This is a genomic window from Kribbella kalugense (assembly GCF_004365875.1).
GTDB lineage: Bacteria > Actinomycetota > Actinomycetes > Propionibacteriales > Kribbellaceae > Kribbella > Kribbella kalugense.
The window spans coordinates 3,014,165-3,037,626 of record NZ_SODF01000001.1 but is presented as its reverse complement, the minus strand read 5'-3'; the positions used below and the strand labels follow the sequence as shown (position 1 = coordinate 3,037,626).

Here is a 23,462-nt window from a genome sequence, read left to right as displayed (position 1 = left end):
CAGATGTCGCAGCGCACGCTGGTCCTGCTGAAGCCCGACACGGTCCGCCGCGGCCTGGTCGGTGAGGTGCTCGGCCGGTTCGAGTCCAAGGGACTCCGGATCGTCGCCATGGATCTGCGCACGATCGACGCCGAGATGGCCGATCAGCACTACGCCGAGCACGTCGAGAAGGCCTTCTACCCGCCGCTGCGCGACTTCGTCACCAGCGGCCCGCTGGTCGCGATGGTGCTCGAGGGCGACGAGGCGATCGAGGTCATCCGCGCGCTGAACGGCGCCACCGACGGCCGCAAGGCCGCCCCCGGCACCATCCGCGGCGACCACTCGCTGTCCAACCGCGAGAACCTCGTCCACGGCTCCGACTCCGAGGACTCGGCGAGCCGGGAGATCAAGCTCTGGTTCCCCGACCTCCCCTGACGAAGGACCTTCGCACGATCAGGTCCGGAACTGTCGACGACCTGGAGGCCGTTGCGGACTGCAGGTGAATGGACCGATACGATCTGTTCCTGGACGGGCCGGTCGTGTCGGTCCACTGGCTGTGCGCGGGCGGCGCTTAGCCTGAAGGTGGTCGAGTGGGAGGTGCCGCGGTGGCGAACAGCATGCTCGGCCGCGACATGGCGGTCGATCTCGGAACGGCGAACACTCTCGTGTACGTGCGTGGACGGGGCGTCGTACTCAATGAGCCGTCCGTGGTCGCGACCCGCACCGACGATCCGCGCGAGGCGGTCGCGTTCGGCCACGAGGCCAAGAAGATGATCGGCCGGACGCCGGGCAACATCACCGCGATCCGGCCGCTCAAGGACGGCGTGATCGCCGACTTCGACGCCGCCGAGCAGATGCTGCGGTACTTCATCCAGCGCGTCCACCGGCGCCGGTACTTCGCCAAGCCGCGGATCGTGGTCTGTGTCCCGTCCGGGATCACCGCGGTCGAGCAGCGCGCGGTCCGCGACGCCGGCTACATGGCCGGCGCCCGCAAGGTCTACATCATCGAGGAACCGATGGCCGCCGCGCTCGGCTCGAACCTCGAGGTCCGCGACGCGACCGGCAACATGGTCGTCGACATCGGCGGCGGTACGACGGAAGTCGCGGTCATCTCGTTCGGCGGCATCGTCACCAGTCAGTCGATCCGGGTGGCCGGCGACGCCATCGACAAGGCGATCGTGAACTACTGCAAGAAGGAGTTCTCGCTGCTGCTCGGCGAGGCGACCTCGGAGCAGATCAAGATGACGATCGGGTCGGCGTTCCCGACCACCGACGGCCCGGACAGCGAGATCCGCGGCCGGGACATGGTGTCCGGCCTGCCGCGGACGGTGAAGGTGTCCTCGGCCGACATGCGGCAGGCGATCGAGGAGCCGATCACCGCGATCGTGGACGCGGTCAAGGCGACCCTGGACAAGACCCCGCCGGAGCTGGCCGGCGACATCGTCGACCGGGGGATCGTGCTGACCGGCGGCGGCGCGCTGCTGAAGGGCATGGACGAGCGGCTCCGGCACGAGACCGGCATCCCGATCCATGTCGCGGACAACCCGCTCGACGCCGTCGTCCTCGGGGCCGGCAAGTGCGTCGACAACATCGAGACCCTCAACCGCATCCTGGTCACCGACAACCGGCGCTGAGGTCCACCCGATGCTCAAAGACCTCGGTACCCCCGCCAAGGGCCTGGTCCGCGCGACCGGCATGCCGCGGCAGATCCGTCGCCGCCGGACCGTGCTGGTGCTGGTGATCCTGGCCTGCTTCACGTTGATCGTGCTCGACGCCCGCCGCTCGGCCGGTTCGCCGGTCGAGCCGCTGCGGGAGGCCGCGGCCGGGGTGTTCGGCCCGCTGGAGTCGACCGCGAGCTCGGCCCGGCAGCCTGTGGACAACCTCCGCGACCGGTTCGCGGAAATGGATAGGTTGAAAGCAGAGAACGAAAAACTCAAGAAGGACAACGAGAATCTGACCGAGGAGCTGACCACCTCCGACTACGCCCGCAACCGGGCGCAGGAACTGGACAAGCTGCTCAAGATCGCGCCGGCGTACACGATGACGCCGGCCCGGGTGATCGGGATCGGTGGCGCCCAGACGTTCAGCCACACGGTCACGATCGACGCCGGGACGGCGGACGGCGTGCACACCGACATGACCGTGCTGAACGGGACCGGTCTGGTCGGCCGTGTGGTGCGCACCACCGCGGGGACCGCGACCGTGCTGCTGATCGGCGACCGCAACTCGACCGTCGGCGGTCGGCTGAACTCGACGCTCGCGCTCGGCTTCGTCTCCGGACGTGGCGATGTGGCCGGCACCCTCGACTACAAACTCGTCGACCCGAAGGCGCGGCCCAAGGTCGGCGACCGGATCGTCACCTGGGGCTCCAGCGGCAACGCGCCGTATGTGCCGGGTGTGCCGATCGGCGTCGTCACTTCGGTGACGCCGAACGAAGGCTCGCTCGGCTCCACCGCGACCATCAAGCCGGACGTCGACCCGACCCGGATCGACACAGTCGGAGTAGTGACCGGACCACCCGCGCGGCCCCCGCGCGCCCAAATCACCGGAAAGGGGAACTGACGTGATCGCTTTACGCATTGGGTTGGCGGCCCTTTTCCTGATGCTCGCCGTCACCGTGCAGACGTCTGTGCTGACCAACATCGCGGTCGCCGGCGTGACGTGCGACCTGACGCTGATCGTGGTGATCGCGCTCGCGCTGTCGCGTGGGCCGGAGTGGGGTGCGATCGCCGGGTTCGTGGGCGGTCTGCTGATGGACGTCGTGCCGCCGGCTGACCACACGGCCGGTCGGTGGGCGTTGTCGCTGGCCATCGCGGGGTACGTCGCCGGTCTGATCCGCCGGGAGAAGTCGAGCGGGCCGGTCGGACCGCTGGGCGTCGCGTTGACGGTTGTGCTCGGTACGGCGATCTCGTTCTTCATCTACAGCGCGACCGGCTCGTTGCTACACGATCCGTCGGTCGACTGGGGCGAGTTCGGCGTCCGCCTCGGCATCGCCGCCGGGTACGACGTGGTCGGCGCGATCGTGGTCATCCCCCTGGTGATGTGGATCATGGGCCGAGTCCAACCCGCCCGCGAACGCCGAGTCGCCCCATGAGTTGGGACGGGTTTGAGGCTCCGCTCAAGGCTCGGTTGCGATTGGTTGTGATCGGGGTGCTGGTTTTTTCCTTGCTGTGCACGCTTTTCGCGAGGCTCTGGTACATGCAGGTGATGTCCGGCGCCGACTACAGCCAGGCGGCGACGCAACAGCACATCCGCCAGGTCCTGATCCCGGCTCCGCGCGGCACGATCGTCGACTCCAAAGGCCGGACTCTGGTCGGCAACCGGGTCTCGCTGATGATCACCGTCGACCGGTCCGTGCTCGCCAAACTCCCCGACAGCCAGCAGAACGTCGTACTCGCCCGCCTGGCCAAGGTGCTCGGCCAGACACCGAAGGACCTCAAGGCCCGCACCATGCTGTGCGGTGAGCCAGGCGCGTCCAAACCACCCGCCTGCTGGAACGGCACGCCGTACCAGCCGATCCCAGTCGCGAAGGACGTCAGCGAGCAGGTCGCGATCGAGGTGATGGAGCGCCGCGAGGACTTCCCCGGGGTCGCCGCGGACTCACAGACCCTCCGCGCGTACCCGGGGCCCTACAAGGTGAACGCAGCCCACATCCTCGGATACCTCTCGCCGATCACCACCGAAGAGCTCGCGGATATGGACAAGGCCGGGCAGGACTCGGTCCCGCACCGGTCGGACCTGGTCGGCCGAGCCGGCATCGAGCGTTCGTACGACCAGCTCCTGCGCGGCACGCCCGGTGTGAAGGACGTCATCGTCGACCCGGTCGGCTACACCACCGGCATCCAGAAGCAGACCGCCCCGATCCCGGGCGCGACGCTGGTCACCTCGATCGACGCGCGGATCCAGGCCTCGGTCGAGACCCAGCTGAAGAACGCGATCATGACCGCGCGGAAGCAGACCGACCCGGTCACGCACAAGAAGTACGTCGCCGACTCCGGGGCCGCCGTGGTGATGGACACCAAGACCGGCCGGGTCGTCGCGATGGCCAGCTACCCGACGTACGACCCGGGTGTGTGGGTCGGCGGTATCAGCCAGCGCGAGCTGGACGCGCTCTACTCGACCAAGTCCGGCACGCCGCTGGTCTCGCGCGCACTGCAGGCGCAGCTCGCGCCGGGATCGACGTTCAAACCGATCACGACCTCGGCCGCGATGGGCGCCGGGTACGGTCCGAAGACGCGAGAGGACTGCTCGTCGTACTTCGAGGTCGGCAACCGCCGGTTCAAGAACTACGAGTCCGCGTCGTACGGGATGATCGGCTTCGACCAGGCGCTGGCGCTGTCCTGCGACACGTTCTTCTACCGGATCGCGTACGCGCTCTGGCTGAAGGAGGGCGGCAACTCCAGCGACATCAGCACCTACGACCCGCTGGTCGAGATGGCGAAGAAGTACGGCCTCGGCAAGCCGACGGGCGTCGATCTGCCCGGCGAGGCGAGCGGCCGGATCGCGGACCGCCAGTGGAAGAAGACGTACTACGACGCGATGAAGGACTACTACTGCAAGCTGTCGGCCAACCCGCCCGCCGGGACGTCGGCGTTCCTGAAGCAGTTCGCCAGCGAGTTCTGCGTCGACGGGTACAAGTACCGCGCGGGTGACGCGGTCAACTTCGCGATCGGCCAGGGCGACACCACCGTCACCCCGCTGCAGCTCGCGACCGTCTACTCGGCCCTGTCGAACGGCGGCACCCTCTTCGAGCCGCGCGTCGTCCAGTCTTGGGTCGGCGCGAACGGCAAGCCGCACGAGATCAAGCCGACGGTGAAGTCGAAGCTCCCGGTCCCGAAGACCACCCTGCGCTACATCGACAACGCGCTGAAGCAGACCACCAAGACCGGTACGGCGGCGTGGAAGTTCCAGGGCTTCCCGCTCGACAAGATCCCGGTCCGGGCCAAGACCGGTACGGCCGAGGTCTACGGCAAGCAGACCACGTCGTGGCTGGCGTCGTACACCGATCAGTACGCCGTCGTGATGATGCTCAGCCAGTCCGGTACCGGTTCGGGTGCCGGCGGCGACGCGGTCCGGAAGATCTACGAGACGCTGTACAACATCAAGCCGGCCCCGCCGGCCGGGCAGAACCAGCCGAAGCAGTGAGGCCCCTGACATGGCGTTGCTGAGTCCGATCCGGACCCGGCCGCGAATGGACCGGCGGTCGACCGTGTGGCAGGTCGACTGGGTGCTCGTGCTCTGTGTGGTCGCGCTGTCGTTCATCGGCGCGATGCTGATCTGGTCCGCGACCCACAACCGGACCGCGTTGACGGGCGGCAACCAGTACGCGTTCCTGGTCCGGCACTCGCTGAACTTCGCCATCGGCCTGGTCCTCGCGATCGGCGCGGCCGTCACCGACCACCGCCGGGTCCGGATCCTCGCCCCGGTTCTGTACGCCGCTTCGATCGTCGGACTGATCCTGGTCCTGGTGCCGGGCGTCGGCTCGACCATCAACGGGTCGCGGTCGTGGATCCAGCTCCCGTTCATGTCGATCCAGCCGAGCGAGTTCGCCAAACTCGCGGTGATCGTCGGGATGGCGCTGCTGATCGCGGAGAAGGGTGAAACCGACCGCAACGAGAACGCACGGACCATCGACGTCGCGCAGGCCGTCGCGGTCGCCGCCGTACCGGTGATCCTGGTGATGCTGCAGCCCGACCTGGGCACGGTGATGGTGCTCGGCTCGATCGTGTTCGGGATCATCGCGGTGTCCGGCGTACCGAAGCGGTGGATGCTCGGGCTGCTCACCGCGGGCGTGCTGATCGCGGCGATTGCGATCAAACTGCAGGTGCTGAAGCAGTATCAGCTGTCGCGGTTCATCGCGTTCGCGCACCCGTCGTCGGATCCGCAGGGCATCGGCTACAACGTGAACCAGGCCCGGATCGCGATCGGGAACGGCGGCGTCTTCGGGCAGGGGCTGTTCCACGGCGGCCAGACGCAGAACGCGTTCGTCCCCGAGCAGCACACCGACTTCGTCTTCACCGTCGCCGGCGAGGAGCTGGGGCTGATCGGTGCCGGGGCGATCATCGTGCTGTTCGCGGTGATCCTGTTCCGCGGCCTGCGGATCGCGGTCAACGCGCGGGACGCGTTCGGCCGGCTGGTGGCGACCGGAATCGTCTGCTGGTTCGCGTTCCAGGCGTTCGAGAACATCGGGATGACGCTCGGCATCATGCCCGTCACCGGTCTGCCGCTGCCGTTCGTTTCGTACGGCGGTTCGTCGATGTTCGCCTGTCTGCTCGCCGTCGGCCTGCTGCAGAACATCCACCTCCGCTCGCACCGCTACTGACCGGGCGCCTCCGCGCCAAGAGCTGACCCGTCAGGTACGCTCCCAGCGCGCTCCTCAGTCCAGTCCGGAGAGGCTTCATGACTCTACTGATGCCACGCCTCCGGCGCGGCGGGTCATGGGGCTGTGACTCCCGGCCTTCCCTCGTCGCTGCGGTCGCTTCGCTCCCTCCGCTCCTCAGTCCAGGCCGGGAGGCCCCATGACCAGGTTCGTGTCGTATCCGCTCGCGCTCGCCACCGCCCTCACTCTGTCCCTCACCGCTTGTAGCGGCGAGGACGACAAGCAGGATGCCGGTACGGCGCCATCCACGCCGGCGCCGAGTGCGACGCCCAGCACCCCTTCGTCGTCGACGCCGGTCACGCGGACGGCGGCCGAGCTGACGAAGGCCCTGCTCGTGCTGAGCGACCTGCCGAGCGGGTTCGCGCAGGAGAAGGACGAACCCGACGACGGCTCGAAGCCGTTCTCATCGTCGAGCAGCCGCTGCAAGACCCTGGTGAAATACCTGAACGCCACCAAGGCTCCCGGCTCGAAGGCCAGCGTGACCCGCACCTTCTCCGGCGGCCAAGAGGGCCCGTACATCGACTACGGCCTCGACTCGATGGGCACCGCGGCCGAGGTCGCCGACCTCCGCGATTCGTACGCCGACGCCGTCGACTCGTGCTCGAAGATCTCCCTCAAGACCGAGGGTGCCGGCACCACCTCGATGAAGGTCGAGAAGATCACCGCCCCGTCGTACGGCACCAAGCCGTTCGCCTTCCGCCTGACCGGCACCAGCGGCCCGAAGCGAGGCCTCGAGTACACCGCCGCCGTTACCGGCGTGGACGACGTGATCCTGTCGGTCGGCGTACTCGCCAGCCAGGGCACCGAGCTGGACCCTGCCACCGAAGCCGCAGTAACGAAGGCCCGCCAGGTCCTCAAGCCGGCGTGAGCCGTCCGGCCCGGATCACGCGGATTCGAGGATTTCGGCCAGCCGGAGGGTGTCGGCCAGATAGCGGTCGTACGGGAAGTTCTCGGCCTGCAAGGCGTGACGGAGTGCTTCCGCGAGGGGTTTGCCGTTGGCGTGGTAGGCCGCGCGGCCGGTTGAGGTGAGCTCGACCAGGCGCCGGCGGGCGTGCTGGGGGTCCTGCGTGATGCGGACCAGCCCCCGCTCCTCGAGCGGTCGCAGGGCCCGGCTGACCGCCGGGTCGGAGACGCCCAGGACCTGCGCGAGCCGGTGCTGGGTCGCGGGCTCCACGTCCTCGACCGAGCCCAGCAGGCGCAGCTGGCTGTACGTCAGGTCACCCTCCTGGCCGCCGCTGTGCTTGCGTGCCGCATCGCCGAGCAGCGCCACCACCCGGTGCAGCAAGTCCGCTAGTCCGTCGTCCACGAGGTCACTGTACACGAGTCTTGACTAGTTAATATTAACCATGCAAGATTCAAGGCATGGAGACCTCGACCTACCTGATCAAGACCTGTACTCCGTTCCTCTGGATCCTGATCGCCTGTGTCGGAGCGGCGCTGCGTTCCCGCGGCGTCGAGGACCGTGCCGGCCGGCTGGAGATCTGGCAGCGCTGGTGGGCGATCGTCGCGCTTGGCTGCGGCAGTGTGTGGATGACCGTCTCGTTCCTGACCATCGGTGACTACATGGCAGACACGATCGGCTTCACCAGGAGCCCGTTCCAGTTCGAGATCGCGTTCGCCAACCTGGCCTTGGCCGTCGGCGCCTTCCGTTCCGCGTCCGGCTCTGCCCGCGAGCGGCTGACGGTCGGCCTGCTCGCCGCGGCCTTCCTCTGGGGTGCCACGGTCGGCCACGTCTACCAGTGGTTCGTGCACGGCGACCACCAGCCCGGCAACGGCGGCGGCATCCTCGTGTACGACGTCGGCATCCCCGCGGTCATGATCATCCTGGCGGTCGTCCAGTCCCGTCAGCAGAAGGCAAACCCCCGGGATGAAGTTGTCAGCGGTACAGCGGTAGCGCTCCGGTGAGGGAGTCGATGGTGGCACGGGGGCCGAAGAGGGCTAGGCCCAGGTAGTCGATGTCTTCCGGTTTGGTGCCGCTGAGGGTCGTGGACATCTGGTCGTAGGTGCGGGCCTGCTGCGCCACCTGGTGCATGTCGTGGATGGTGACGTCGGCGCGGGCCGCGGCCTGGGCCCGGAGCGACTGGAGTTGCTCGGCGGGCGCCCGCAGTACCGGGATCGGGTAGGCGCACATGCCGGTGTGGGATGTGCCGGAGGCGTCGGTGGTGTCGGGGCCGACCGTGTCGTCGTGGTGGCGGCCGAGGCCGACGCCGAGCAGCGCGGCGGTGTTCAGGGCGACGCCGATCGGCGCTTCGGTCGCGATCACCACGACCATCTTGTTCGTCAGCACGTCGGACAAAGTAGCTCGATGGGCGGCCGATCTACGCCGACTCCGAACATCGTTCGGCAGATCTGGGAAACTGGGCGGCATGGACGAACTTGATACGGCGCTGCTGCGGATGCTGCAGAACGACGCCCGCCGGACCAACCGGGACATGGCGGCCGAGCTCGGGATCGCGCCGTCGACCTGCCTGGAGCGGATCCGCGGGCTCAAGGATCGCGGCGTGATCAGCGGGTACTACGCGGCCGTCGACCTGAAGGCGATCGACCGGTCGACCCAGGCGATCATCTCGATCAAGCTCCGGCCGCAGGCGATGGCGGTGGCGACCGCGTTCCAGGCCTACGTGATGGACCTGCCGCAGACGCTGGACATGTTCATGGTCTCGGGTGGGTCGGACTTCCTCGCGCACGTGGCGGTGAAGGACACGCAGGCCCTCCGCGACCTGGTCCTCGCGCTGGCCAAACGCCAGGAGATCGCCGACATCCGCAGCTCGGTCGTTTTCGAACACCACCACCGCACGACGATCATGCCGCTGACTTCGTAGGGTGGGGGACATGCGACTCAACTACGTGGAGACCGGTCCGGCTGACGCGCCTGTTGTCCTGCTGGGGTCGTCGCTCGGCGCGAGCCAGGCGATGTGGGCGCCGCAGGTCGAGGTGCTGGCGCAGCGGTTCCGGGTGGTGGCGTTCGATCATCGCGGGCACGGGAAGTCCGAGGCGCCGGACGGGCCGTACACGATCGACGACCTGGGTCGCGACGTCGTGGAGTTGCTGGACGCGCTCGAGATCGAGCAGGCGTCGTACGTCGGGATCTCGCTAGGCGGCTCGGTCGGCCTGTGGCTGGCGCAGAACGCTGCCGACCGATTCCACCGTTTCGTCGTGATCTGCCCGCCGACCAACCCGGCGGAGAACGCTCAGATGTGGACGGACCGCGCCGCCCAGGTCCGCGCTGAAGGCACCCAGGCGATCACCGACGCGACCCTCGGCAGATGGTTCCTCCCCGAATTCACCGATATCGAGCCCGTCCGCCAGATGCTGCTCGACTGCTCCGACGAGGGGTACGCCGCCTGCTGCGAGGCACTCGGCTCGGCCAACCTCCTCCCGGGCCTCGCGACCATCACCGCCCCGGTCCTCGTCATCACGGCCGACTCCGACACCTCGATCCCGCCGGAAACCGTCGTACCCGCAGCCGGCCAGATCCCCGGCGCCCACCTCGAAATCATCGAGCACGCCGCCCACCTGGTCACCTACTCCCACCCCCACCTCATCAACCCCCTACTCCTCGCCCACCTCGGCTGATCACCCACTGGATTCACCCGACTGCGAACGGGAACAATGGGGTGATCGAAAGGGGTGTGAGTGAGCGGGCCTGACGAGCCAGTGCGTAAGGGAAACCTTCTCGGCCTCGCCATGGTCGTGGGGCTGTTCGCATTCTTCATCGCCGACGCCGTACCGACAGGCGTGAATGCGGTGGCGGTCTTCTTCGTCGCCATCGGCGCAGTGCTCTTGTTGTTCCTGGTTCCTGCACTGGTGTCGCTGATCTTGCGGCGCAGATCTGCGCCGCAACCAGAACCCAACCGGCTGAGTTTCAGGCCCAGCGCGAGTGTGCAGTGGGCGAACAGCAGGGTCGGTTTCCCTGCGATGATGCGAAGGATGCGGCTGCCAACCGAGGGCTCGCCGATCACGGACGCCGGAACAACCCCCAAAGCCAGACCGACCCCGGAGGTCCGACCGTCCCCGCCGTCCGGGCCGGTCGAGACTGTGTTCGCCGACCTGCTGGCGATCATGGGCGAGGCGCCTGGCGAGGACGTCCGACTCTCGATCGACCTGATGCGATACATGAGCGCGCCCCTGTCGGAGCGCCCGGACGCGCTTCACGCACTGGACCGGCACAACGGCGGTCGGCAACTGCGGGAACACCTGCACTACTTTGCCCGGTTGTTCGGCTCGGCACCCCAAGCAGTGCGCGAGAAACTCCTGAACGATCTGCTCCGATGGATGGAGTCCCGGTGATCGACGACCTGGGGAAGTTGCTGGATCGGGTGTCGTCTCCGGCCGATCTCGCGGTGTTGCTGCTGGCGGGTCCGCTGGCCTTCGTTCTCGATGCAGGCCTTGACGTCGTGACGTTCCTGCCACCACCCGGGTACGCCGCGATTATCGCCGCCTCGCTGGCGCTCGGAGTCAAGAAGACGCTCGAGACCCGGCTGGCGCCGCGGCGAGAAGTGCGTGCCGGGGAGATCCGTCGGCGCGAGCTCCGGGACCGTGCAGTGGCCTTGGCCGAACGGGTCGCTGACGGGCGCCTGCCGGATCACCTGGCAGTGAGGTTGCGGCATGAGCTGGACCTGTACGACGCCCGGATCACGACCGAGCAGCAGTTCGACACCGCACTAGGTGACTATCTGGCCGAGTATCGGTTTCTGGTCGACCAGGCGCTCAATTCCAGCGTGCGAGGGCAGCGGCGTTAGTCTGGTAGGCGCTCTGCTCCTCGACCGGAAGTTCTCGATGACTGTCGAATCGCTGTTCCCGCGCCTGGAGGCGTTGCTGCCGACTGTGCAGAAGCCGATCCAGTACGTCGGAGGTGAGCTGAACTCGGTCAGCAAGGAGTGGGACTCGGTCAGTGTGCGCTGGGCGCTGATGTACCCGGACGCGTACGAGGTCGGTCTGCCGAACCAGGGCGTCCAGATCCTGTACGAGGTGCTGAACGAGCGCGACCACATCCTGGCCGAGCGGACGTACTCCGTCTGGCCGGACATGGAGAAGGTGATGCGGGACAACGACCTCCCGCAGTTCACGCTCGACTCGCACCGGCCGGTACGGGCGTTCGACGTCTTCGGACTGTCGTTCTCGACCGAGCTGGGCTATACGAACATGCTGACCGCGCTCGACCTGGCCGGCATCCCGCTGTACGCCGTCGATCGGACCGACGAGGACCCGATCGTGCTGGCCGGCGGGCACGCGGCGTTCAACCCGGAGCCGATCGCGGACTTCATCGACGCCGCCGTACTGGGTGACGGCGAGGAGATCGTGCTGGCGATCTCCGAGGTCATCCGGGAGTGGAAGGACGAGGGCCGCCCGGGCGGTCGCGACGAGGTGCTGCTGCGGCTCGCGAAGTCCGGCGGCGTGTACATCCCGAAGTTCTTCACCGTCGACTACCTGCCGGACGGTCGCATCCAGCGCGTCGTACCGAACCGCCAAGGCGTTCCGTTCCGGACCGCGAAGCACACGGTGATGGATCTCGACGCGTGGCCGTACCCGAAGAAGCCGCTGGTCCCGCTGGCCGAGACCGTGCACGAGCGGTTCTCCGTGGAGATCTTCCGCGGCTGCACGCGCGGCTGCCGGTTCTGCCAGGCGGGCATGATCACCCGACCGGTGCGCGAGCGCAGCATCACCACCATCGGCGACATGGTCGAGAACGGGCTGAAGCAGTCCGGGTTCGAAGAGGTTGGCCTGCTGAGCCTGTCCTCGGCCGACCACAGTGAGATCGCTGAGGTCGCGAAGGGGCTGGGGGACCGGTACGAGGGCAGCAACGTCTCGCTGTCGTTGCCTTCGACAAGGGTCGACGCCTTCAACATCACGCTGGCGAACGAGTTCTCCCGCAACGGCCGGCGCAGCGGGCTGACGTTCGCGCCCGAGGGCGGGTCGGATCGGATGCGCAAGGTGATCAACAAGATGGTCACCGAAGAGGACCTGATCCGGACGGTCGCGGCGGCGTACAGCCACGGCTGGCGGCAGGTGAAGCTGTACTTCATGGTCGGCCTGCCGACCGAGACCGACGAGGACGTGCTGGCGATCGCCGCCCTCGCGAAGCGGGTGATCGAGACCGGCCGCGAGGTGTCCGGCCGGCGCGACATCCGCTGCACGGTGTCGATCGGCGGATTCGTGCCGAAGCCGCACACGCCGTTCCAGTGGGCCGCGCAGCTCGGCTCCGAGGAGACCGACGCGCGGCTGGCCAAGCTCGGCGCGGCGATCCGCTCGGAGAAGGGCTACGCCAAGGCGATCGGCTTCCGGTACCACGACGGCAAGCCGGGCATCATCGAAGGCCTGCTGTCGCGTGGCGACCGCCGGGTCGGCCGCGTGATCGAGGCGGTCTGGCGCGACGGCGGCCGGTTCGATGGGTGGAGCGAGCACTTCTCGTACGACCGCTGGATCGCCGCCTGCCAGACGGCGCTGGAGGCGGAGCCGGTCGACCTCGCCTGGTACACCACCCGAGAGCGCGAGTACGCCGAAGTGCTGCCGTGGGACCACCTCGACTCGGGCCTCGACCGCGACTGGCTGTGGGAGGACTGGCAGGACTCGCTCGAGGAAGACGGCGCGATCGAGGTCGAAGACTGCCGCTGGACCCCGTGCTTCGACTGCGGCGTGTGTCCTCAGATGGGCACCGAGATCCAGATCGGTCCCACCGGACAGAAGCTCCTCCCGCTCTCGGTCGTCTAGTTGCAGTAGTACGCCGGGGTTGGCGTCGTCTCGGTCTGGTCCTGCCAGTGGGCGACGCCGACGTAGTACCCGCAGCCGGTGCCCTCGTCGAACCACGCGCCGCCACCGGAGTACGCGTACGTCTCCGCGACCGTGCTGAACGGACCGCTTGCGCTGTCGCCCTTCTGCAGTTCGACGCGGACCTCGGTGACGCTGTTCGAGCAGCCCTCCAGGCCGACGGCGACGTACAGCATCAGCGCGGAGTACCCGACCGACTTCGCCGTGACCAGGTCGCATGCTGCCGTCGAGGCCTGGGCCGGTGCCGCGATTGTCATCCCGGCCGCCGCCATCACGCCGGCCGCGATCACGCCTACGAGCTTCCTCATCTGTCCACCCTCCGGTTGGAAACCTACAGAGGGTCAGTAGATTAGGTCACTCAATTACGACCGTCGACCCTTTCGATCTGGCTGAGAGGAGCAGGTCGGTGAGCAAGAGTTGGTCAGCGCTGCTCAGAACCAGGTCTGCTGTTGCGACCGCAGCCGGTGTGACGAACGGATTGGGTACGGCGACCGCGAACATCCCGGCCGCCTGCGCTGCAGCGACGCCGTGCGTGGTGTCCTCGACGGCGATCGCGTCCGCACCAGGTACGCCGAGACGCCGCAGAGCGAGCTCGTAGATCGCCGGATCGGGCTTGTGGGTCTCCACCTCGTCCCCGGTGGCGATCTGGTCGAAGAGCTCGACTGCGCCTACCCGCTCCAGGTGACCGAGCACCCAACTCCGCGGCGAACTGCTGGCGATCGCGACCCGAAGACCCAGCTCGCGAGCGGTCGAGATCCAGTCCCGGATGCCGGGCCGGAAGTCGAGCTCGGCGTGCATCCTTTCGCGGTGATCGAGCCGCCGGGCATGACTCTCCTGCCGGTCGAACCCGGTGCCGACGGCCGCCGCGAGTACGGCGTACCGGTCTTCGGAGACATCACCGCCATGACCCGGCCAGAAATCGTCGAGATCGAGCTCGAGTCCGTGATGCGCCCACTCGGCCTGCCAGCTCTCCACCATCGTGGTCTCGGTGTCCATCAGCAGACCGTCGAAGTCGAACACGATCGCCTGCACGTCCACCGGCACCAGTCGGCTCGCCAGTCGATGGATCTGCGCCTCGCTCAGTCCGAGACCGATGAGGTACGCACGGACTCCGCCGAAGCGATTGTCCACGTGCTCGAGCGATCCGAGGATCGTCTCCGGATGGGTCCGCGAGTACTCCGGCCCGTCCTGCAGGCCGAGGTTGACCTCGCTGATCGCGTAATCGGCCGCGATCTCCGAGCGGGGTACGCCGACCAGGTCGAGCAGCAGCGCGACCGTCAGACCGGTCCGGTCCTTGCCGGCCTTGCAGTGCACGACGACCGGCTGGCCCGCGGGTGCGTCCGCGATCGCGGTGAAGATCCTGCCGATGTGGGCCGCGTTGCGAGTCAGGCTGTTGCGGTACACGTCGACGAGCAGCGGCTCGTCTTCGGGCACCCGGCGTACCTCGGCCTCCGGGTCGATCCACGGGATCCGCTGGTATACCAAACTGTCTTCGAGCGGATGTGGTTGCTTCAGCTCCCAATCGGAGCGCAGGTCAAGCACCAGTCCGGCGTCGATCGCTTCGAACTCGGGCAGGTGAGCGGCGTCGAGGAGCTCGCTACGGATCAGAGCTCGCTCGCGCGTCGGTACGCCGTACCGCGTCGGAAGTCCGCCAACGTCACGCGCATTCGGGCTCCACATAGCTGTCAGTTTAAGACACCACCTCCCAACGACTCGAAATCGTGCCAGCTGCCGTCGAAAGCCTTGTGATGTAAGGCGGAATCCGTTCCGACCGCGAAGACGTCGATCCGGCCCGGACCCCAGCAGACCACCGAGCCGGCTGGTTGTGGACGGCGTCGTACGGCGGCAGGTTCGAGCCAGCCGGCCAGGGCGGCGATGTTCATCCGGAGGATCTCCGCGGCCAGCGACCACTCGATGAAGGCCAGCGTGTCGTTGGCGGAGTGGATGTGGCCGTTCGCACTGTCCGCGCCCTCGATCGTCAGAACCGCTGGTATACCAGCGTTGATGAACGGGACATGGTCGCTGGCAAACGGATTCAGCGAGGTCTCGACCTTCAGCCCGGTGTACGTCGCAGCCGCCGTTGCGAGGTCGGTGATCTGAGTCGACGAGACCGCCGCTCCCTCCAGCAGAACGCCCGGAGTCGCGGTATTGCTGGTCGCGATCATGTCCATGTTGAGCACCGCACGGACGCGGGACCGATCGGCCGCAGGCAGCGCAGCGACGTACTGCTTGCTGCCGAACAAGCCCTCCTCCTCGCCACCGAAAAGGATCAGCCGTACGTCGTGCTGCCAACTGCGCGTGGACAAGAGACGCCCGAGCTCCAGCACGCCCGCCGACCCGCTGCCGTTGTCGTCCGCACCTGGAGCCGCCGCGGCCGGACCGCCCGCGATGTTGATCGAATCCAGATGCGCGGTGACGATCACCAGTTCACGGTTGGTCCCGGTGCCCGGCCGATCGCCGATCAGGTTCGCCGAGTGGCCGGCGCCAACGGTGATCGGCATCTGGGTCACTTGGTAGCCGAGGGCAACCATCCGGTCGGCGGCGAAGTCCATCGCCTGGGTGAACGTCGTACTCAGCGAATGCCTGGTCGGCAGATTCGCCAGCCAGGTCAGGTCGCTCTGGTACGCCGTCGTGGACACCTCACTGACCAGGTCCGCGACGGACGGGTCGACGCGGGCGGCGGAGACGATCTGATTGTCGACAATCGTCGTGTTCGGGCGGATCGGGTCGATCCGCCAATGGTGGTTGGACCGCCGATGCGGTTTGTCGGCCGACGAGATGACCAGATGCCGGCCGTGGTCGAGCAGCGGCGTGACATCGGGGTACTCGTCCTGGAAGCTCCGGCCCACCTGCGTGACCAGCAGCAGACCGGGAGCGGTTCGGGAGGCCCGGCCGAGGCGTTGGTCGGCCGGGACCCAGAGGAGGGTCTTCTCCCCGAACCGCACCGACCGCGCGCCACCAGCGGCATCCGCGGTCGGTACGACGAGATAGCGCACAGAACCTGTGGTCATGGGTTATCCCAAGCGATCTCGAGCCGGTCCGGCTCGACCGAGACGATCCGTCCCGTCGACCCCGGCCCGGTCGGGGCCGGTCCGGGGCGCGGGCCCGCCGCGCCCGGTGTGGGGGAGTCCGGGGCGGCAGGTGGGGGGACGGACAGGCGGCCGCTGGAGTCCCAGCGACCGGTTTCACCCGGGGAGGGAGCGTCACCGCGGCCGATCATCAGCCGTACGAACGTCCCGTCCGGGCGGAACTCCACCCCCCGCCGGCCACGGGCCGGCGGGAAGGCGAAGTCGTCGCGGCGGTAGACGCTGATCCCGTCGTGGTCCTCCTCGACGGAATGCGTCCAGTGCCCGATCGGTGTGGTGGTCAGGTCCGCACCGCCTGTCCGATCGAGGCGGGTGAATCAGGCACCGTGACCTTGAAGTCACTGATGACCCCACCGAGGGCCTCGTACCCGGTGAGCGACGGTCCCCAGGCGGTCCCGTCCCACCACTTGTGGTACAGCTGCTTGTCGGTGCCGGTGACGAACACGTCGAGCCGGTTCGTGTCCCACGAGACCACGCCCGGCTCGTCGGTGCAGATCCCGCCCATGTACTCGTACCCGGTCAGCGACGGTCCCCAAGCGGTTCCGTCCCACCACTTGTGGTAGAGCGCCGAGTCCGTCCCGAGCACGAACACGTCGAGCCGGTCCGAGCCCCACGAGACCACGGTCGGCGCCGTCGTACACACGCCGCCCATGTACTCGTACCCGCTCCACGAAGACCCGTCCCACCACTTGTGGTACAACGCCGAATCGGTGCCGATGACAAACAGATCGAGCCGGTCAGGGCCCCAGGCAACGACTCGCGGCGGCGAAGCGCAAACCCCGCCGAGATACTCGTATCCGTTCCAGGACGACCCGTCCCACCACTTGTGGTATACCGCGTTGTCCGTCCCTAAAACAAAGGCATCCAGCCGATCGGGGCCCCAGGCAACGACCTCGGGCGGACTCATGCAGATCCCGCCCAGGTACTCGTACCCGTTCCACGAGGAGCCGTCCCACCACTTGTGGTACAGAGCCCGGTCCGTCCCGAGCACGAAGGCATCGAGCCGGTTCGGACCCCAAGTGGCAAGCCGCGGCGGACTCATGCAGACCCCGCCGAGATACTCGTACCCGTTCCAGGACGACCCGTCCCACCACTTGTGGTAGAGCGCGTGGTCGGTGCCGAGGACGAAGGCATCGAGCCGGTTCGGGCCCCAGGACGCGACTTCAGGAGCACTCATGCAGATACCACCCTGGTACTCGTAACCGGCGACGGACGGTCCCCAGGCCGATCCGTCCCACCACTTGTGATACATCGCCAGGTCGGTTCCGAGCACGAACGTGTCGAGCCGGTTCGCGCCCCACGACACGACCGAGCCGGCCGGTTCCGGCGTACGCGCGGAGCCGAAGACCGGCAGGTCCTTGCGGGCGGTGTCCAGCGTCGCCTGCATCCGCGCCACCTGGTCGGTGGTGAACATGACCATGCCGCGGTCGTCGGTGTAGTCCATGTAGTCGTAGAACAGGTCACCGTTCGGCCCGTTGCTACACGTCACATGCGGGAACGCCGGTACGCCGAAGTTCGGGCCGGCCGCGTTCGGGGTGTCGGCGCACTCGTCGGTGCCGCTGCAGCCGCTGCCGTCGTCACCCCAGATGTGGAACAGGTTGAAGTAGTGCCCGACCTCGTGGGTCGTCGTACGGCCGAGGTCGAACGGTGCGGCCGCCGTACCGTTCGTGCCGAACCCGCTGTGCAGGATGACCACGCCGTCGGTGTTCGCCGGACCGCCCGGGAACTGCGCGTATCCGAGCAGGCCGCCACCGAGCTGGCACACCCAGATGTTCAGGTAGTGGGCGGTGTCCCACGGGTCGATCCCGCCGGTCGCCGACGACTTCACCTTGTCGTCGGTGCCGAAGCCCGCCGTACTCGTCTGGGTCCGGGTGACGCCGGTCGTCGGGTTCCCGTTCGGGTCCTCGGTGGCCAGGAAGAACTCGACCCGGGAGTCCGCGATCAGGCCGCTGAACACGCCCGGCACGATGCTGGTGTCCGGGTTGGTGGCGCGGTAGTCGCGATTCAGTACGTCGATCTGGCTGTCGATCTGGGCCTGCGAGATGTTCTGCGTGTTCGTGTTCCAGACGACGTGGACGACACACGGGATGCGGGCGGTCCCGGTGAAACGTTCCTGGCGGGAGACGTAGTCCAGCGTCGCGGTCTCGAGCGCCGACCGCGCGGCGGCGTACGCCGGGGAGGTCGACAACAACCGTCGGTGCACATCCATCACGCCGCACTGACGACGGCTCGGGAGTTCCGTGCGTCCGCCACCGGTCGCGCCGCTCATACCGGCACCACCTGGTTGTCCGCCCGCATTCATGTCCGCAGCGGGTGATCCGCCGGCGTTCATCTCGGCGGCGGGCGTTCCTCCGCCGCTCATGTCCGGAGCCGGCGTTCCGCTGCTGCTCATCGCCGTACCGCTCGAAGCCGGTGCCGCCGGCATCGCGTCTGCTGCGGGCTGTCCGTTCGTAGCGTGGCCGTTCGCGACCGCCGGTGCCTCGCCAGGCATCCGATTGTCGTCGTGCTTGTCCGCTCGCCCGTTGGCCTTCCTGGGCATCTCTCCCCCTTCCACGGGGGGGGCACAAGCAGGCCGGCGAACGTGCGCCGAACCGAGAAGATCACCCCCCAGCGGACCCCTCGACCGAAAACGGTCTGTACCGCCTTCCCCCGCCGAACAGTCGGCCCCCCAACTGACTGCTCTGCGTTTCACCTTGCTCCGATCGCCGCCCGCGCACAACCCTTCGCGGCCAGGCTTTCGGATCCCAGTAGCCTCGATTTTGTCAACGGGGGCAGAGCGGATGGGATCAACGGGTGAATCGGCTGACCGACTGGCTGCTCGGACTGCACGGCTTAGCTGTGTACGGAATCGTCGGCCTGCTCGTTTTCGCCGAGGACGCTTTGTTCGTTGGGTTCGTGCTGCCCGGCGAGACCGCCGCGGTACTCGGGGGAGTGATCGCCGCACTCGGTCATGCATCGCTCGCGATCGTGCTCATTGTCGTCATCGCCGGCGCGATCCTCGGTGACACCGTCGGGTACGAAGTCGGTCGGTACTTCGGGCCACGGCTACTCGCGAGCAGGTTCCTGAAACGCCGGTCCGGCCGGCTCGACGCCGCTCGCAAACAGCTGGCCGACCGCGGCGGTACGGCGGTGTTCCTCGGACGGTTCGTGGCGTTCTTCCGGGCCACCATGCCCGCGCTCGCGGGCGCTTCCGGGATGCGATACCTGAAGTTCCTGTCGTTCAACGCGGCCGGCGGGATCATTTGGGGGACCGCTGTCGTCCTCGTCGGCTACCTTGCAGGCAACTCGTACACGAAGGTCGAGAAGACCTTCGGCCGCTTGGCCGCACTCGTCGTCGCAGCTGTCGTCGTTGCCGTGATCGTGGTCTGGCGGGTCCGCCGTCGTCGTTCAGAGGATTGATCCATGCAGCGTGAGAGATCCATCCCGTTCGAGACCCGGGGTCAACGTGGACTGATCACGGTCCGGGTCGTGCCGAACGAGGACCCGTGGGCGTCCGGCCACCAACTCGTCGTACCGGATCTGAACGCGGAGGCATTCCGCGGCTTCCCGATCTGCACGGCGTCGCTCAGGTACCACGGGCACGGGATCAACGCGATCATGGGCTGGATCCAGGTCATCACCCGCGGGTCCGACGTCTCGGTCGACCTGGCGCCGAACCTCGATGCGACGGATCCGTTCTACGCGTACGGCTACCTACCGACGTTCTTCGACGCTCCCGCCAACCCCGACCACCCGGACGGCACCTGGCGCGCCGACACCTTCCTCGTCGTCGTACCGGACGTCATCCGCTCGCGCACCGTCGTACCGATCGCCGCCTTCACCTGGGGCTACGAACTCCGGTCCGGCCGGCCGACGTTGCTCGACGTCGCCGCGCTCCCCGCGAAGGAGTGGGCCGGGCATCGCGCCGTAATCGAGGCCAACCACCCGGCCTGGACCTTCGGTTAGAGGACCCGTTCCCACATCGTGCGCTGGGCGACCGGGCGGAAACCGAGCTTGGTGTTGACCGCGATCATCGGGGTGTTCTCCGGGGCGTTCCAGGTGTGCAGTACGGCGGGGTGGCCGACGCCGGCCTGGATCGCGCGGAGGTTCGGCGCCTTCACCGCGATGCCGAGACCGTGGCCGCGGTGCGAACGGCGTACGTAGGTGTCGTACTGATTGAGGCGGTCCGGCGTCTCCGGCGTACCGCCCATCTGGGTGTACGCCGCCAACTCACCGGACGCGGTGTGGACCGCGGCGGTGGTGTAGGTGAACCGGCCTTGAGCAACCCGCCGGGCCTCAGCGTCCTGCAGCAGCTCCGGCGTCCATTGGATCGGCGCGTCCGTCCGATCGCCGGTCGGCACGTCCTCGCTCATCCCGTTCAGCAACTCCAGGAACTGCTTGAGCCACTCGTCGGGCGTGTGCTCGCGCCACTGCACGATCTCGTATCCATCCACGGGTCGCTCCGACACAGCTACAGGCAGCTCGACCACCTGATGCAGCTCGGCATGCTTCTGCTCGAACCCGCGCGCCGCGGCAAAGGCCGTACCCGGGCTCTCACCCGTCACCGGATCACCCGCCAGGTTCGCCCCCGACACAATCCGCCGCCCGTCGGCCCGGGCCTTGGCGATCGCGGCCTCGAGCAGCCGACTGGCGACCCCTTGCCGCCGGTACTCCGGCGCCACGGCAAGCTCGACGTCAACGGTGTCGGTGTTCCCCACCAACCACCAATCCAGCCAGGCAACCCCGAGCCACGTATCCCCATCCACCAGCCCGAGCCCCTCGGCCCGAACGTCGGCATGCTCCCCACTCATCAACACCCGAGCTTCCTCGGTCCCCAACCCCACCGGAAACTCAAGCTCCTGCCGAACCCCGAACTTCACCTCATAAAACCGCCGAAAAACCTCAGCATCCCGCCCGTCAACCACCACAATCTCCATCGGAGAACCCTAAGCGGACGGCTCAGTGGTGCGGGCGGAGGGCTCGGTTGGCGGCTGGTTCGGCGATTTGGGCGCGGAACGGGTGGGACGGGTAGACCCCGAGGACGCGGACCTCGACCGAGTAGAAGGCGAGCTCCTCCAAGGCAAGAGCGACGTTCGGCTGTTCCGGGTGGCCTTCGATGTCGGCGTAGAACTGGGTGGCGAAGAACATCCCGCCGAGCTGGTACGACTCCAGCTTGGTCATGTTCACGCTGTTGGTCGCGAATCCGCCGAGAGCCTTGTAGAGCGCGGCCGACACGTTCCGCACCCGGTAGACGAAGCTGGTGATGACAGGCCCCGCGTCCACCGGCGGTACTTCGGGTTCGCGGGACAGGACCAGGAATCGGGTCGTGTTGTGGTGCTCGTCCTCGACGTCAGAGGCGAGCGTCTCCAGGCCGTACAGCTCGGCGGCCGCACGAGGCGACAGCGCCGCCACGGTCGGGTCGCCCAGCTCGGCGACCTCCCGCGCGGCCCCGGCGGTGTCGTCCGCGACCACGGTCGACCAGCCGTGCTCCCGGATGATCTTGCGGCACTGGCCGAGCGCGTGCACGTGGCTGCGGACGGTCCGAATCCGGTCGAGCGACGTACCAGGAGCTGCGAGCAGCTGGAAGTGGATCGGCAGGAAGTGCTCGCCGACGATGTGCAGCCCGGATTCCGGCAGCAGGTGGTGGATGTCCGCGACCCGGCCGGCGATCGAGTTGTCCACCGGGATCATCGCGAGCCCGGCACGGCCGCTGCTGACCGCATCGAGCGCGTCCTCGAACGTCGTACAAGGCAGCTGCTCGCGCTCGGGGAACATCTCGGTGCACGCCATCGCCGAGTTGGCGCCTGGCTCACCCTGGTAAGCGATCGGTCCGTCCACGATCTACCAGCCTAGACCCCGGCCATCTCAGCAGACGGATCAGGTGTCCGTCTTGCGGACCTTCTCCGGCGCACCGGTGACCGCGCGACCCTCCAGCGCCTTGGCCTTGGTGGCGTACATGTCGATGTACTCCTGCCCCGACAGCTCCATGATCTTGTACATGATCTCGTCGGTGACGGCCCGCAGGATCAGTCGGTCGCTCTCCATCCCCTCGTACCGGGAGAAGTCCAGCGGCTCACCAAACTTGATCGTCGGGGAGGCGAACGACGCGACCACCTTGCCGGGCGGCGCGACCACGTCGGTCCCGATCACGCCGCACGGGATCACCGGCACCTTGGCCTCGAGCGCCAGCCGGGCGACGCCCGTCCGGCCCTTGTAGAGGCGGCCGTCGTGCGACCGGGTGCCCTCCGGGTAGATCCCGAACAGCTCACCGCGTTCGAGCACCTTCATCCCGGCCCGCATCGCGCCCTCGGACGCCGACCCGCCGGACCGGTCGATCGGCACCTGCCCGGTGCCCTTGAAGAACCCGCGCTGGAACCGGCCTTTGATCCCGGCCCCGGTGAAGTAGTCGGACTTCGCCACGAACGTGACCCGGCGCCGCAGTACCAGCGGCATGAAGATCCAGTCGGAGTACGAGAGGTGGTTGCTGGCGATGATCGCCGGACCGGTCTCCGGGATGTTCTCCGCGCCGACCACGATCGGCCGGAAGATCCGCTTGACCGGCGGCCCGACCACCACGTTCTTCAGCACCCAGTAGATGCCCCGCCCGTCGCCGTCACCGGCATCCACGACCGCAGGGTCCGGCTCCCGCCGCGGCGACTGTGCCGGTTCCGTCATCGAATTCCTTCCTCACGCGTTCCCCGAACCTTCATGATGCCGTACGGGAACCCGGATGGGGATCAGTCGCCCTGGGCCGGCTTGAAGTGTGCCTTGACATCGGGGCGGTTGGCGAGGACGAAGGTGGCGATCAGTACGACGATCTGCAGGCCCTGACCGATGCTCATCCAGACCGGATTCTGGCCGGAGGCGATGTAGTACACGTTCAGCACGGTCACCACGATCGCCACGATCCGGATCCGCCGGTACGACGAACGCTTGCCGTGCCGCAAACCCTTGATGATGCGCAGGTAGACGAACAGGATGATCAGCGCCGTGAGGGGCCGCGACCACAGCGACCACGACAGGCTGGTCCGGACCTGGTCCCGGACGGCGGGATCGGCCGAGTCGTGGTTCGGGGCATGGGCGAACTGGTAGTTGAGGACGCTGTGGTGGAAGACGGCGACGAGCACCGCGATGAGGATGCTCAGGCCGAGATAGATCGCCACCAGCCGGATCACCGGACGCATCACACGTTCCCGCTCGACCGCGACGGTGCCGTCATTTGGATTGGTCATGAATTCAAATTAGTGCCGCCCCAGGTGCATCGCCCCCGG

At 67.6% G+C, this 23,462-nt stretch carries 25 protein-coding genes; 15 read left to right on the top strand and 10 right to left on the bottom strand.

The window, feature by feature from the left end:
* Window positions 1–3 precede the first annotated feature (3 nt).
* From ndk to EV650_RS14180, 7 genes are all read left to right on the top strand, one after another.
* Window positions 4–414 carry a nucleoside-diphosphate kinase gene (gene ndk, locus EV650_RS14210; RefSeq protein ID WP_134119106.1) on the top strand — a complete coding sequence of 137 codons (411 nt, stop codon included), beginning with the start codon at window positions 4–6 and terminating at the stop codon, window positions 412–414.
* A 170-nt stretch (window positions 415–584) separates the two neighbouring features.
* Entirely contained in the window at window positions 585–1,613 is a 1,029-nt protein-coding gene (locus tag EV650_RS14205) for a rod shape-determining protein (RefSeq protein ID WP_439648777.1), read from the top strand.
* 10 nt (window positions 1,614–1,623) lie between these two features.
* The gene (gene mreC / locus EV650_RS14200; protein WP_134119104.1) at window positions 1,624–2,541 is read left to right on the top strand and encodes a rod shape-determining protein MreC; all 918 of its coding nucleotides are present in this window, start codon (window positions 1,624–1,626) and stop codon (window positions 2,539–2,541) included.
* A gap of 1 nt (window position 2,542) precedes the next feature.
* Window positions 2,543–3,073: a rod shape-determining protein MreD gene (gene mreD / locus EV650_RS14195; protein ID WP_134119102.1), complete on the top strand. Its 531-nt coding sequence runs from the start codon at window positions 2,543–2,545 to the stop codon at window positions 3,071–3,073.
* Complete coding sequence (mrdA, locus tag EV650_RS14190) at window positions 3,070–5,124, top strand: penicillin-binding protein 2 (RefSeq protein ID WP_134119100.1); 2,055 nt, start codon at window positions 3,070–3,072, stop codon at window positions 5,122–5,124. Before mreD ends, mrdA begins: the two co-directional genes overlap by 4 nt.
* A 10-nt stretch (window positions 5,125–5,134) precedes the next feature.
* On the top strand, window positions 5,135–6,301 hold the full coding sequence (gene rodA / locus EV650_RS14185; protein WP_134119098.1) for a rod shape-determining protein RodA: 1,167 nt from the start codon (window positions 5,135–5,137) through the stop codon (window positions 6,299–6,301).
* Between the two features lie 196 nt (window positions 6,302–6,497).
* Window positions 6,498–7,226 carry a hypothetical protein gene (locus EV650_RS14180; RefSeq protein WP_134119096.1) on the top strand — a complete coding sequence of 243 codons (729 nt, stop codon included), beginning with the start codon at window positions 6,498–6,500 and terminating at the stop codon, window positions 7,224–7,226.
* A 15-nt stretch (window positions 7,227–7,241) separates the two neighbouring features.
* On the opposite strand, the gene EV650_RS14175 is transcribed toward EV650_RS14180, so the two are convergent.
* Complete coding sequence (locus tag EV650_RS14175) at window positions 7,242–7,664, bottom strand: MarR family winged helix-turn-helix transcriptional regulator (RefSeq protein WP_134119094.1); 423 nt, start codon at window positions 7,662–7,664, stop codon at window positions 7,242–7,244.
* 56 nt (window positions 7,665–7,720) lie between these two features.
* Between EV650_RS14175 and EV650_RS14170 the strand changes: the two genes are divergently transcribed.
* The gene (locus EV650_RS14170) at window positions 7,721–8,263 is read left to right on the top strand and encodes a DUF6790 family protein (RefSeq protein WP_134119092.1); all 543 of its coding nucleotides are present in this window, start codon (window positions 7,721–7,723) and stop codon (window positions 8,261–8,263) included.
* Here the strand turns inward: EV650_RS14170 and EV650_RS14165 are convergent.
* Window positions 8,235–8,645 (bottom strand): DUF2000 domain-containing protein, encoded by a 411-nt coding sequence (locus tag EV650_RS14165; RefSeq protein WP_166678111.1) that lies wholly within the window; start codon window positions 8,643–8,645, stop codon window positions 8,235–8,237. The genes EV650_RS14170 and EV650_RS14165 overlap by 29 nt on opposite strands.
* Window positions 8,646–8,724: 79 nt before the next feature.
* Between EV650_RS14165 and EV650_RS14160 the strand changes: the two genes are divergently transcribed.
* From EV650_RS14160 to EV650_RS14140, 5 genes are read left to right on the top strand one after another with little or no spacing between them, the layout of a single operon-like run.
* On the top strand, window positions 8,725–9,180 hold the full coding sequence (locus tag EV650_RS14160) for an Lrp/AsnC family transcriptional regulator (protein WP_134119088.1): 456 nt from the start codon (window positions 8,725–8,727) through the stop codon (window positions 9,178–9,180).
* A 10-nt stretch (window positions 9,181–9,190) separates the two neighbouring features.
* A complete protein-coding gene (locus EV650_RS14155; protein ID WP_134119085.1) occupies window positions 9,191–9,934 on the top strand; it encodes an alpha/beta fold hydrolase in 744 nt (247 codons plus the stop codon).
* A 60-nt stretch (window positions 9,935–9,994) separates the two neighbouring features.
* Window positions 9,995–10,648, top strand: a complete 654-nt coding sequence (locus EV650_RS14150) for a hypothetical protein (RefSeq protein ID WP_134119082.1) — start codon at window positions 9,995–9,997, stop codon at window positions 10,646–10,648.
* A complete protein-coding gene (locus tag EV650_RS14145) occupies window positions 10,645–11,100 on the top strand; it encodes a hypothetical protein (protein WP_134119080.1) in 456 nt (151 codons plus the stop codon). The genes EV650_RS14150 and EV650_RS14145 overlap by 4 nt, the downstream gene beginning before the upstream one ends.
* A 37-nt stretch (window positions 11,101–11,137) precedes the next feature.
* A complete protein-coding gene (locus EV650_RS14140) occupies window positions 11,138–13,069 on the top strand; it encodes a TIGR03960 family B12-binding radical SAM protein (RefSeq protein WP_134119078.1) in 1,932 nt (643 codons plus the stop codon).
* Here the strand turns inward: EV650_RS14140 and EV650_RS14135 are convergent.
* From EV650_RS14135 to EV650_RS14120, 4 genes are all read right to left on the bottom strand, one after another.
* Complete coding sequence (locus tag EV650_RS14135) at window positions 13,066–13,434, bottom strand: hypothetical protein (RefSeq protein WP_134119076.1); 369 nt, start codon at window positions 13,432–13,434, stop codon at window positions 13,066–13,068. The two genes, EV650_RS14140 and EV650_RS14135, sit on opposite strands and share 4 nt — an antisense overlap.
* Before the next feature lie 46 nt (window positions 13,435–13,480).
* Window positions 13,481–14,806, bottom strand: coding sequence for an HAD-IA family hydrolase (locus EV650_RS14130; RefSeq protein ID WP_134119074.1), 1,326 nt, complete (start codon window positions 14,804–14,806; stop codon window positions 13,481–13,483).
* A gap of 5 nt (window positions 14,807–14,811) precedes the next feature.
* Window positions 14,812–16,137, bottom strand: a complete 1,326-nt coding sequence (locus EV650_RS14125) for a M28 family metallopeptidase (protein ID WP_134119072.1) — start codon at window positions 16,135–16,137, stop codon at window positions 14,812–14,814.
* Between the two features lie 355 nt (window positions 16,138–16,492).
* On the bottom strand, window positions 16,493–18,751 hold the full coding sequence (locus tag EV650_RS14120) for a DUF8189 domain-containing protein (RefSeq protein WP_238174198.1): 2,259 nt from the start codon (window positions 18,749–18,751) through the stop codon (window positions 16,493–16,495).
* Window positions 18,752–19,005: 254 nt separating this feature from the next.
* On the opposite strand from EV650_RS14120, the gene EV650_RS14115 reads away from it, so the two are divergent.
* A complete protein-coding gene (locus EV650_RS14115; RefSeq protein ID WP_134119070.1) occupies window positions 19,006–19,611 on the top strand; it encodes a DedA family protein in 606 nt (201 codons plus the stop codon).
* Between the two features lie 3 nt (window positions 19,612–19,614).
* Window positions 19,615–20,157 (top strand): hypothetical protein, encoded by a 543-nt coding sequence (locus EV650_RS14110; RefSeq protein WP_134119069.1) that lies wholly within the window; start codon window positions 19,615–19,617, stop codon window positions 20,155–20,157.
* Here the strand turns inward: EV650_RS14110 and EV650_RS14105 are convergent.
* The 4 genes from EV650_RS14105 to EV650_RS14090 form a co-directional block, all read right to left on the bottom strand.
* The gene (locus EV650_RS14105; protein WP_134119067.1) at window positions 20,154–21,128 is read right to left on the bottom strand and encodes a GNAT family N-acetyltransferase; all 975 of its coding nucleotides are present in this window, start codon (window positions 21,126–21,128) and stop codon (window positions 20,154–20,156) included. The genes EV650_RS14110 and EV650_RS14105 overlap by 4 nt on opposite strands.
* 22 nt (window positions 21,129–21,150) lie before the next feature.
* Window positions 21,151–22,029, bottom strand: coding sequence for a prephenate dehydratase (locus EV650_RS14100; protein ID WP_134119065.1), 879 nt, complete (start codon window positions 22,027–22,029; stop codon window positions 21,151–21,153).
* Between the two features lie 39 nt (window positions 22,030–22,068).
* The gene (locus tag EV650_RS14095) at window positions 22,069–22,866 is read right to left on the bottom strand and encodes a lysophospholipid acyltransferase family protein (RefSeq protein WP_134119063.1); all 798 of its coding nucleotides are present in this window, start codon (window positions 22,864–22,866) and stop codon (window positions 22,069–22,071) included.
* Between the two features lie 62 nt (window positions 22,867–22,928).
* Window positions 22,929–23,423 carry a hypothetical protein gene (locus EV650_RS14090; RefSeq protein ID WP_134119060.1) on the bottom strand — a complete coding sequence of 165 codons (495 nt, stop codon included), beginning with the start codon at window positions 23,421–23,423 and terminating at the stop codon, window positions 22,929–22,931.
* Between the last annotated feature and the right edge of the window lie 39 nt (window positions 23,424–23,462).